At 48.0% G+C, this 9488-nt stretch carries 6 protein-coding genes and 1 riboswitch; all 6 genes read right to left on the bottom strand.

Translation table 11 applies throughout. The annotated features are described in order from the left end of the window. Positions 1-319 precede the first annotated feature (319 nt). The gene (locus tag AM231_RS24095) at positions 320-1690 is read right to left on the bottom strand and encodes an NCS2 family permease (protein WP_054404878.1); all 1371 of its coding nucleotides are present in this window, start codon (positions 1688-1690) and stop codon (positions 320-322) included. A 207-nt stretch (positions 1691-1897) separates the two neighbouring features. Then, a riboswitch (purine riboswitch) is annotated at positions 1898-1996 on the bottom strand. Between the two features lie 385 nt (positions 1997-2381). Further along, positions 2382-2963 carry a hypothetical protein gene (locus tag AM231_RS24090; RefSeq protein WP_054404876.1) on the bottom strand — a complete coding sequence of 194 codons (582 nt, stop codon included), beginning with the start codon at positions 2961-2963 and terminating at the stop codon, positions 2382-2384. 152 nt (positions 2964-3115) lie between these two features. Next, on the bottom strand, positions 3116-4654 hold the full coding sequence (gene guaA / locus AM231_RS24085) for a glutamine-hydrolyzing GMP synthase (RefSeq protein WP_054404874.1): 1539 nt from the start codon (positions 4652-4654) through the stop codon (positions 3116-3118). Between the two features lie 78 nt (positions 4655-4732). Next, entirely contained in the window at positions 4733-7057 is a 2325-nt protein-coding gene (locus tag AM231_RS24080) for a transglutaminase TgpA family protein (RefSeq protein WP_054404873.1), read from the bottom strand. Then, positions 7029-8324 (bottom strand): DUF58 domain-containing protein, encoded by a 1296-nt coding sequence (locus AM231_RS24075; protein ID WP_054404871.1) that lies wholly within the window; start codon positions 8322-8324, stop codon positions 7029-7031. The genes AM231_RS24080 and AM231_RS24075 overlap by 29 nt, the downstream gene beginning before the upstream one ends. Next, positions 8321-9328 (bottom strand): AAA family ATPase, encoded by a 1008-nt coding sequence (locus AM231_RS24070; RefSeq protein ID WP_082341791.1) that lies wholly within the window; start codon positions 9326-9328, stop codon positions 8321-8323. The genes AM231_RS24075 and AM231_RS24070 overlap by 4 nt, the downstream gene beginning before the upstream one ends. Between the last annotated feature and the right edge of the window lie 160 nt (positions 9329-9488).

Here is a 9488-nt window from a genome sequence, read left to right as displayed (position 1 = left end):
ACGTCCCGCCTAAGCGGTCCGTTTTACTCACTCGTTGTTCAGTTTTCAAAGATCAACTTCTTCGTTTGTCGCCAACAATTTATCTCGTTAGCAACTCTTATATCTTATCACATCCGCTCGATCATCGCAAGCCTTTTTTTGAATTTATTTTTCAAATCCGTTTAGCTTGTCTGATTTCGAACTGTGTGCCAACCGTATTTCTCGGCCGGAATTAGAATATACCATAGAACTCAGTTATTATGCAAGCACTTTTTATAAAAAAATATAAAACCGTCTCAAAAATCGAGACGGTTCTATTATATACAGCCTTGTTCGTTTGTTATTCAGCACCCAGGAAAGCATATCGGATCAAAATGATCACAAACAGGATCCACATCAACCAATGTATTTTTGTATCCGTGCGCCCAGTCAGTTTACCGAATACTGCAAGAACTACATAAGCGATGATACCCGCGGAGATACCGTTAGCGATACCGCCAGTGAAAGGCATCAGGATGATCGTCAAGAATGCCGGGAATGCCTGCATGAAATCATCCCAATCGATATCACGCACTTGGCTCATCATCAGTACACCGACAATGACAAGCGCCGGAGCTGTAGCAGCCGAAGGAACAACCAGAGCAAGAGGAGCCAGGAACAAAGCCAGAATGAAGAGTACGCCAGTAGTAACTGCAGTCAAGCCTGTACGTCCACCCTCTGCAACACCGGAAGTACTCTCAACAAATGCTGTGATTGTACTTGTTCCAAGGAATGCGCCTGCGCTTACGCCGCCAGCATCCACTAGCATTGCTTTACCAAGCTTCTTCTCGCCTTCCTCTTTGTTCTTCAGAAGTCCCGCACGACCAGCTGTACCAACTAGTGTACCGAACGTATCAAAGAGTTCAACGAATGTGAAAATAAAGATTACTTCTACAAGACCGATGCCGAGCGCACCCTTCAGGTCCATTTTTCCAACTGCCAGATTATCAAATGAAGGAATCCAGTTTGCGTTGCTTAGACCCGAAAGGTCCGTAACTCCCATTGGAATACCAATCAGCGTCGTCAGCACGATACCGATAAGCAGAGCACCTTTCAATCTAAGAACCATCAGGATTGCGATCAAGAACAGCCCGATGATCGCAAGTAGCGTATCTTTATTATGAATGAAATTTCCAAGAGCCAGATTGAAGCCACCGCCTGGTACCGGCTGAGAAATATCCGTTCCCGGGTTTACGGAAACCATCACGATGTTGCCCAGCTTAAGACCGACAATGGTAATGAACAAACCGATACCGACTGTAATAGCGATCTTTAAGTTGTTCGGAACTGCGGTCAATAGCATCTGCCGGACTTTGGTTACCGTAAGAATAATGAAGACAATACCTGAGATAAATACGGCACCGAGTGCGGCCTGCCAAGTAATCGCTCCGTTCGAGCTTAATACGACTGTCATGAAATACGCGTTCAAACCCATACCTGGTGCCAGCGCAACCGGAATGTTAACGAAGAAGCCCATAGCCATCGTAACGAGACCCGCACCTACTGCAGTCGCGAAGAATACGCCTTCCTGCGGAATACCTGCGCCGCCCGGACCCAGAAACAGATTATTGACAAACAAGATGTAGGCCATTGTCACAAATGTCGTAAAGCCTGCAATAATCTCGGTTTTTACATTCGTTCCGTGTTCCTTTAGTTTAAAGAAACGCTCCATTGTAGAGAAATCCCCCTTAAATTTAATGACTGAACAACATACAAATAGACCCTAAGGATAAATCCCCAGGGCCGTCGCTTGAAAAAAGAGCCGCAAAACAATCATTCAGATGCTGCCGGGCAGCACCCTTATCGGATAACCTGCTGCTGTACGGAGATACTCCGATCTACAGGCAGTTCCCGAATGCTGGATGAGTCCGCATCATTATATTGCCGCTCTTCTTTTCGTAGCGAGATCATTACGGTGACCTGTAGAGACTCCCGGGCCCATTCCCGGGATTATACGAAAAAGCTCGTTATATGTTGTTGTCATGTCAGTTTCTACACATATTTTAGGACGAGAAGCCCAATCTTGTCAACAACAAAAACGAATATTGTACTTGTCGATTTAATTTAATGTTCGGAATTAACCCTTCACTACCCAATCACTCTAGGATTTCTGAACTATATATGACAAAAAAACACCGCCTGAGCATGGGATAATGCGCACATTATCACTATCATCCACTCAGAAGGTGTTTCTATTAATATCCATTATAGTCTAAGATAAAGTCCATACAGGGGTTTTACACCTTTCATCATGACGCTCGTGTCTAGCGTAACTGGTCTAGCTGATCTCTCTTATCGTGGTGATCACTTCTGCAGTTAGTTAAGAACATAGAGGCTGAAGCAGGATACCCAGTTGCTTAGTATTATTGCAAGTACTCTGATGATTTTAGTTCAGCAAAAATCCGTTGCTTGTTGTGGCTGTCTTCCCCCATATCCTCATGATCCGTCCCATCCATATTGAATTTGCCGGACTGCATATTAATAACACTATATTGCCCATACGTATTTTTGGACAGAAATATTAAATATTTACTCCCCTTTTTCATTGCGGTATAACCCTCAAACGCAATTCTTTCTTTACCTTTAAATGTTTGATATACGCCAATAGGCTCGTAAACTTTAAGATTTGTGGTATCCTCTTCCGGTCCCTTAATGACCTTCTCTACATCAATTTCTGTGAACGTGGCAATATCCTCTAAAGCACCATTCGAAAACCTTGACAAATGCAGCTCTCGATCCTCAAAGTCTTTAAGCGGACTTCCAACGACAACTAACTCGGCATTTGAGAATAACGCTTTACCTGTGGGATATCCAATATAATCCGAAGATACATATAAATCACGAACAGAATTATAAATGGCAAAATAATAGTAAGAAGATGCTGCAAAAATAACAGCTAAAATAAGAGAAATGATTGTACTTCTCTTTTTTAACAACATCAACATATCAATAACCTCCATACAAGTATTGAAAAGACAGCACTTAATTACAATGTTATTGATTGAGAATTATCATGATAAAAAAACTCTCTTCCATCTGGCTAATTACGCAGATAAAAGAGAGTCCTATTTAACATATAATGTTGTACTTTACCTTACTATTCCCACTCGATCGTTGCTGGTGGCTTGGAAGTTACGTCATACACGATACGGTTGACGTTCTCGACTTCGTTCACGATACGAACAGATATCTTCTCAAGAATGTCCCATGGAATGCGTGCCCAGTCCGCGGTCATGCCGTCGATGGAGGTTACGGCACGGATACCTACGGTGTAGGAATACGTACGTGCATCACCCATGACGCCAACACTCTTCATGTTTGGAAGGGCCGTGAAATACTGCCAGATCTCGCGATCAAGGCCAGCCTTCGCAATTTCTTCGCGCAGGATGTAGTCGGAATCACGAACGATTGTCAGCTTGTCCTCCGTAACTTCACCCAATACGCGGATCGCAAGACCCGGGCCAGGGAAAGGTTGACGGTGTACAATCTCATCCGGCAAACCAAGCTCTTCACCAACTTTACGAACCTCATCCTTAAAGAGAGCTTTCAATGGTTCGATCAATGTGAATTTCATGTCTTCAGGCAGCCCGCCGACATTGTGGTGGGATTTGATCGTATGTGCCGTTTCCGTACCGCTTTCCACGATGTCGGTATACAGCGTACCTTGAGCCAGGAATGCAAAGTCATCAAACTTGCTGGACTCTTCATCAAATACGTAGATGAACTCGTTACCGATGATTTTACGTTTTTTCTCTGGATCGTCTACGCCTTTCAGCTTGGACAAGAAACGTTCCTGAGCATCGATCTTCACAACCTTCATATCAAACTTGCCAACGAAGGTATCCATTACGCTCTCAGCTTCGCCTTTGCGCAGCAGTCCATGATCGATGAACATACAAGTCAGCTGGTCGCCGATTGCTTCATGGATCAGCATGGCTACAACAGAGGAATCAACGCCGCCGCTCAGCGCGCACAGCACCTTTTGCTCGCCTACCACTTCACGGATTTCGCGAATCTGGTCCTCAATGAAGGTTTCCATGCTCCAGTTGCCTTCGCAACCACACACTTCATACAAGAAATTCTTGATCATTTCGTTACCATGGACAGAGTGACGAACCTCCGGATGGAATTGTACTGCGTACAGCTTCTTCTCCTCGTTGCTCATCGCAGCGATCGGGGCAGATTCCGTTCCAGCGTCCAGCTTGAAGCCGGAAGGCAGGGATACCACGTGATCGCCATGACTCATCCATACCGTTTGTTTATGCTCAATCCCTTTTACAAGCATCGAGCTCGGAGCAAACTCCAGCTCCGCTTTACCGTACTCGCGCTTCAAAGCGCGTTCTACTTTACCATCCAGCTGCTGAGCCATTAGCTGCATGCCGTAGCAAATACCAAAGATAGGCAGTCCCAGATCATAAATAGCAGGATCTACATGGGGTGCATTTTCAGAATACACGCTCGAAGGGCCTCCTGAGAAAACAATGCCGCGCGGAGAAAGCTCTTTAATCTTCTCAACAGGCGTATTGTATGGCAGAAGCTCACTATAAACGCCGAGATCGCGAATGCGTCGTGCTATAAGTTGGTTATACTGTCCACCGAAGTCCATTACAACGATGATTTCATTAGGCTTGTTCATTACCGGGCCTCCCTTGATTAATGAAATTAATTATACGCAACCCTAATTCATAACGTCAAGAAAGAGGGGCTCTTGTTTTCATGCCATTTTTTTGACAATTCGAATACATTGGCGTAAAAAGTGTACTTTTTCGGTTCGAGACCACGTTTGATCATCGTAAGCCGCCCGCTCCCAGCGCTGCGCGAACTGCTCTACATCTGCCTTGAATTCGGCATTATCAATAGACAAGGAACTGACATATTGCCGCATGGTTTGCCCTTTTTCCATAGCCCCAAACTTTCGCTGCAGCTTGTCCCATACCCCTGCCGAAGCCGAGATTAGTCCTTCTCTTCTGCTTACCGCTATCGTCCTGCTCATTCTTAGATAGATTATACCTTCGAGCAGATTCGGTATTCGATAAATCACGGCCACAATAACAGGGAGAACGAGCAGAATAAAGCTCCCTAACATAACAGGACCGATGGTGGATAGCAGGATCATCATTTTAACGACCGTGTAGATTATGGAATCCCTTACGTTCTGCCAGCTAGTACGCCACCCAGAATCGGAACCTTCGGTAGCTGGCGGCGAAGACATAGCCCCAAAACCAAAACCTGGGGTAGGGTCAAACATCACCCAGCCCCTTCCTGGAAAGAAAACTTCGACCCAGGCATGTGCATTTTTTTCCGCTACCTCATATCGATCAACCGTACCTGCCACCAGCTCGCCTGGTGCAAATCCGGTCACATAGCGTGCGGGTATGCCCTCGGAACGAAGCAGCACAACCATTGCGGTGGCAAAATGAACACAGTACCCTTTTTTTGCATCAAACAAAAAATGGTCTGTGAATTCTCTGCGCTTCGGTGGAACGGCTGTATGCAGTGAATAGGTATAGTTCTGCTCCAGATAGGATTCGATCGCTCTCGCCATTTCATACCTGTCCGTGTTCCCTGACGTAATCTCACTCGCTAAATTACGCACTCGACCGGGCAATTGTTCAGGAAGCTGTAAATACATGTCTTTGATATATTTCGGGTCCTGGCCTGTAATATTCCGTAGTGATTGCGGCTCCGGCTGGTCATAAAGCGTCTCAATGGTATAACCGGATATGACAGTGTCCCCTTCCAAGGATACCGTTTCGGAGAGCCGATCAACGGTTATCTGTGGTACGCCGCTATCCTTGTGGGATCGAATCTCCTTCACTTGAGTAATGACGCCTCCTGACAGGAGCAAACGGACGGGAGTTGGCTGTTCAAAAATAAGCGACTGGACGAGCTTGTCACCAGCTGGGCGCGTCCAGTAAGGCAGTATACCACTCAAATCTTCCAATAGCCGGGCCGGCATGGAAGTGGAAGATTCCCTGCCCCATTTCCGGCCATCATACCGCTCGTAGGTCTCTCCTCGCCAATATACAGGCTTAGGCGACTGGGCCGTAAAAAACAAGGCATCGCTAAGCTTCAGCGGTGCTCCCATATCCTCCCCCTGAGACACATACCCAACCGCTTTGGAGGCTGGCACCGATGGCTCGGTGTTTCTATGGAACCGATCGCCCCACCCAGACACACGTTCCGCCATTTCAGCAACCGTTAATCCCATCCCAGATGAAGGTTCGCTGAAGTAGCCCCCCAACCGGGTGACCCCGGCTACCATGAGGGAGGCGAGCAGAACGACCAGACTCCAGCGTAGCAGAGGCAATCCCGACAAGCGGCGAGATTGCACAGTTTCCGGACCTTCCATTCCCTTACCGTTACTCTCGACGATTTCCTGCTTGAGTCTCAGGATCAGCATTATGCCTTGAGCCAGCAAAATATATAAAACGGTCCGCATCATATCCATATATATACTATTCTCCATGACGGATTCTAGGACCGCCAAATAAACCAGCGTCGCACCGCCGAACAACCATACCGTTCGGCGATACAGAGCAAGCATGTGAATGGCCGATACCAAGATGCCCCAACCTGTGAGCAGGATCATCGTTCTCGTTTCCTGACTCAGGGCCATAAATTCCCAGGCACTTCCGAATTCAGAAGCGTCTTCAGGGAGTATTTCCGTCACGAAATGAACAAACCACGTATATGGATTGCTATACTCAAACATTTGCGAACACAGCCAGACAACAAGAATGGCATTGAGGGGAAGCCACACCCAGCCCCGCAGTGTAAACAATCCCTGCAGCAGCAGGAAAACAGCGAAGGTGGACAAAGCTTGCAGCACATTCCGGCTGTTTGCCCCATCTGCCGCGTAAAGCGGCAGGAGCCATTCAAACAGCAGCCCAGCCATCGGCAATGTGATAAGGATGCGATGAAGAAGCGTACCGTAGGGCAAGGATGAGAAGAGCATAGATGGTAGACTCCAAGTTCGGGATCTTGCCATGCTTCGATCCACTGATGGATTAACGGGCGAGCCGCTGAACCCTGTCATGGCCAGCACCCCCGTTCCTCATCGGCTTCTTACCAGCCGGTCCTTCATACAGATATACCAGCTTACCGCCTTTACCGAAAAACTCCTGAGCCCAATTGGGCAGTACCAGCTTCTCCGATGAAATGGTCGATAGCTGGCCCGAAGCTTTCGACCAGTTTATATTCTCGGTACAAAAAATAGTGACTTTACGGCTTCCTGCATTCAACAATTGAATGCCTATATTGGCCGCTCCCTGATGGAAACCGCCTGTGATGATCGCCCAATCCGTATTTTTATGCGATGCTCTAAGAGATTCCTTGAATCCTGGCTGGTTCCACAGCTTTAAATCATCTTCAGTAAGCTGAACGGAAGCCAGCGGTAGCCAAGTATCCTCTATCTCCTTCAAATTGGCTTTGGACTCGGCCTGTTCTTGCATAGCCTCCCCATTCATCCACAGCTGGTAGGGGATTCTGGAACGGATGAGCCGGGATACGAGGCCCGCCGCAGCCGATACCGTATCTTCAAATGCTTTCTCAGGCGTTATCACGTCAAAGCCCTCATACGCATCAAACGAGGTATCCAGTACAATCCCTTGCCTTGCCCCGGAGCTCTCATGGGGCATAAAGGACTGCAAGCGTCCAACCTTTGCGGAATTTTTCCAATGAATCCGATTCATCGGATCACCGGGGATATAGTCGCGTACCGTTGATCCTCTCATTTCATTCCATACATTCCTGTCTGAACGTTCTGCCTCCATGTCCAGCTCGCTTCCATGGGCCGGCATCATAGCCTCCGGCCACTCCAGCGGCCTTGGCAGCACGATCAGACCACTCCCAGCGCCTCGTAGCCCCCTGCTCCTCCTGAACCATCCGAACAGATCGCCCCACTCCACCTTGCTGCAGATCGGAGACCATATCCCCCGGGGAACGTGGTTCAATCTGTAGGTATACTCAAGTCTTCGTCGCGTGCCGGGAAATAACAGCTTTCTATACTCTCTGCCGCCAAACTGGTCCGTGATGACTAGCCAAGGCAGTGGCAGGATGGAACGATACGTTACCCGTACTGTCATTTCCACAGGATCTCCCTCCCGGATGCATGAAGGGCTACCTGTGTGTGAAATCGTTATCTTCGTTGGCCCGGACAAGCTTGTCAAAACCCCGCCAACCAATAGAATCGTTGATACCCACCATACAAGTCGCAGTGATTCTCCGCCGAACCAGAGATACAGGCCGAGCGATGCCGACCAGATAACTACTCCTCTCGCCCATTCAAGGAGATGGCTTTTCATGACAGACTTCCCTTCCGGCTGTGCTGCCTCGGAAGCTCGAACCTTGTAATTATGGACTCTACCATCTCATATGGGGTCACACCCGCAGCGCGGGCCTCATGACCGAGATGAATGCGGTGGGTTAATACGGGTACGGCAACGCGGAGACAATCATCAGGGATGACATACATTCGACCTGCCAAGAACGCAGCAGCCTGTGAAGCACGCAGCCATGCCAATGTTCCTCTCGGGCTGATCCCAAGAGCAACGCCTTGTTGTCTGCGGGAAGCATCAGCCACACTCACCATATATCTTTTGATCGTTTCATCCACAAATACACGGGAAACCATCTGCTGCATCCTGCTGAGCTCGGACCCCATCATGAGCGGCTTCAGTTCTTCCAATCTGGAACTGCCCATCCCCCGTTCCAGCAGCTCCATCTCCCCTTCGATATTAGGATATCCAAGTGATAGCCTCATCAAAAAGCGATCCAGCTGCGCTTCCGGCAAGCGGCTTGTTCCCTCGTATTCATAAGGGTTTTGTGTTGCCAGCAGAAAGAACGGGGCCGGCAGCGGGTATGTACAGCCATCCACAGTTACACGTCCCTCTTCCATGGCTTCCAGCAGAGCAGACTGTGCCCTGGGTGATGCCCGGTTAATCTCATCAGCCAAGACAATGTTAGACATCACGGGACCCGGCCTAAATACAAATTCACCTGTGTGCGGATAATAGACTGATGCGCCCGTAATATCTCCTGGCATTAAATCGTAAGTAAATTGAATGCGGCTAAAATCACAGCCAATCAATGCGGCCACCGACTTCACCAGCATCGTCTTCCCAACCCCGGGTATGTCCTCCAGCAGTACATGTCCACCAGCCAGCAATGCAATCATCGTTAACGAGATTTGCTCCTCGTGTCCTACAATGACACTGCCGATTCGCTTGGTGACTCTTTCAAGAAGATCAGGAGCCCACTCCGGGTGAACCGGCTCTTCAGCATGAATCGATGAATGATACAAGAACATCAACCTCCAGCCTATATTCATAGATTATTAGATCTGGGTAACATAGGAATCTTTGAATCTATGAATAGGTTTGCCAAGAAGGCTCGAAGATAGACGTCTACTGCTAGAAAATTGAGGGTAATCAAAAAAGAGATGGACCCCAACAAACGAGGTTCCATCT

It is taken from the genome of Paenibacillus solani (genome assembly GCF_001277345.1).
GTDB lineage: Bacteria > Bacillota > Bacilli > Paenibacillales > Paenibacillaceae > Paenibacillus_AQ > Paenibacillus_AQ solani.
The sequence above is the reverse complement of the archived record's forward strand: the minus strand, read 5'-3'. Positions and strand labels throughout refer to the sequence as shown.

What these genes read in the sequence shown, in the direction of transcription:
- guaA (WP_054404874.1), bottom strand. Translation starts at nt 4,654, where the DNA reads ATGAACAAGCCTAATGAAATCATCGTTGTAATGGACTTCGGTGGACAG.
- AM231_RS24080 (WP_054404873.1), bottom strand. Translation starts at nt 7,057, where the DNA reads ATGACAGGGTTCAGCGGCTCGCCCGTTAATCCATCAGTGGATCGAAGC.
- AM231_RS24075 (WP_054404871.1), bottom strand. Translation starts at nt 8,324, where the DNA reads ATGAAAAGCCATCTCCTTGAATGGGCGAGAGGAGTAGTTATCTGGTCG.
- AM231_RS24090 (WP_054404876.1), bottom strand. Translation starts at nt 2,963, where the DNA reads ATGTTGATGTTGTTAAAAAAGAGAAGTACAATCATTTCTCTTATTTTA.
- AM231_RS24095 (WP_054404878.1), bottom strand. Translation starts at nt 1,690, where the DNA reads ATGGAGCGTTTCTTTAAACTAAAGGAACACGGAACGAATGTAAAAACC.
- AM231_RS24070 (WP_082341791.1), bottom strand. Translation starts at nt 9,328, where the DNA reads ATGTTCTTGTATCATTCATCGATTCATGCTGAAGAGCCGGTTCACCCG.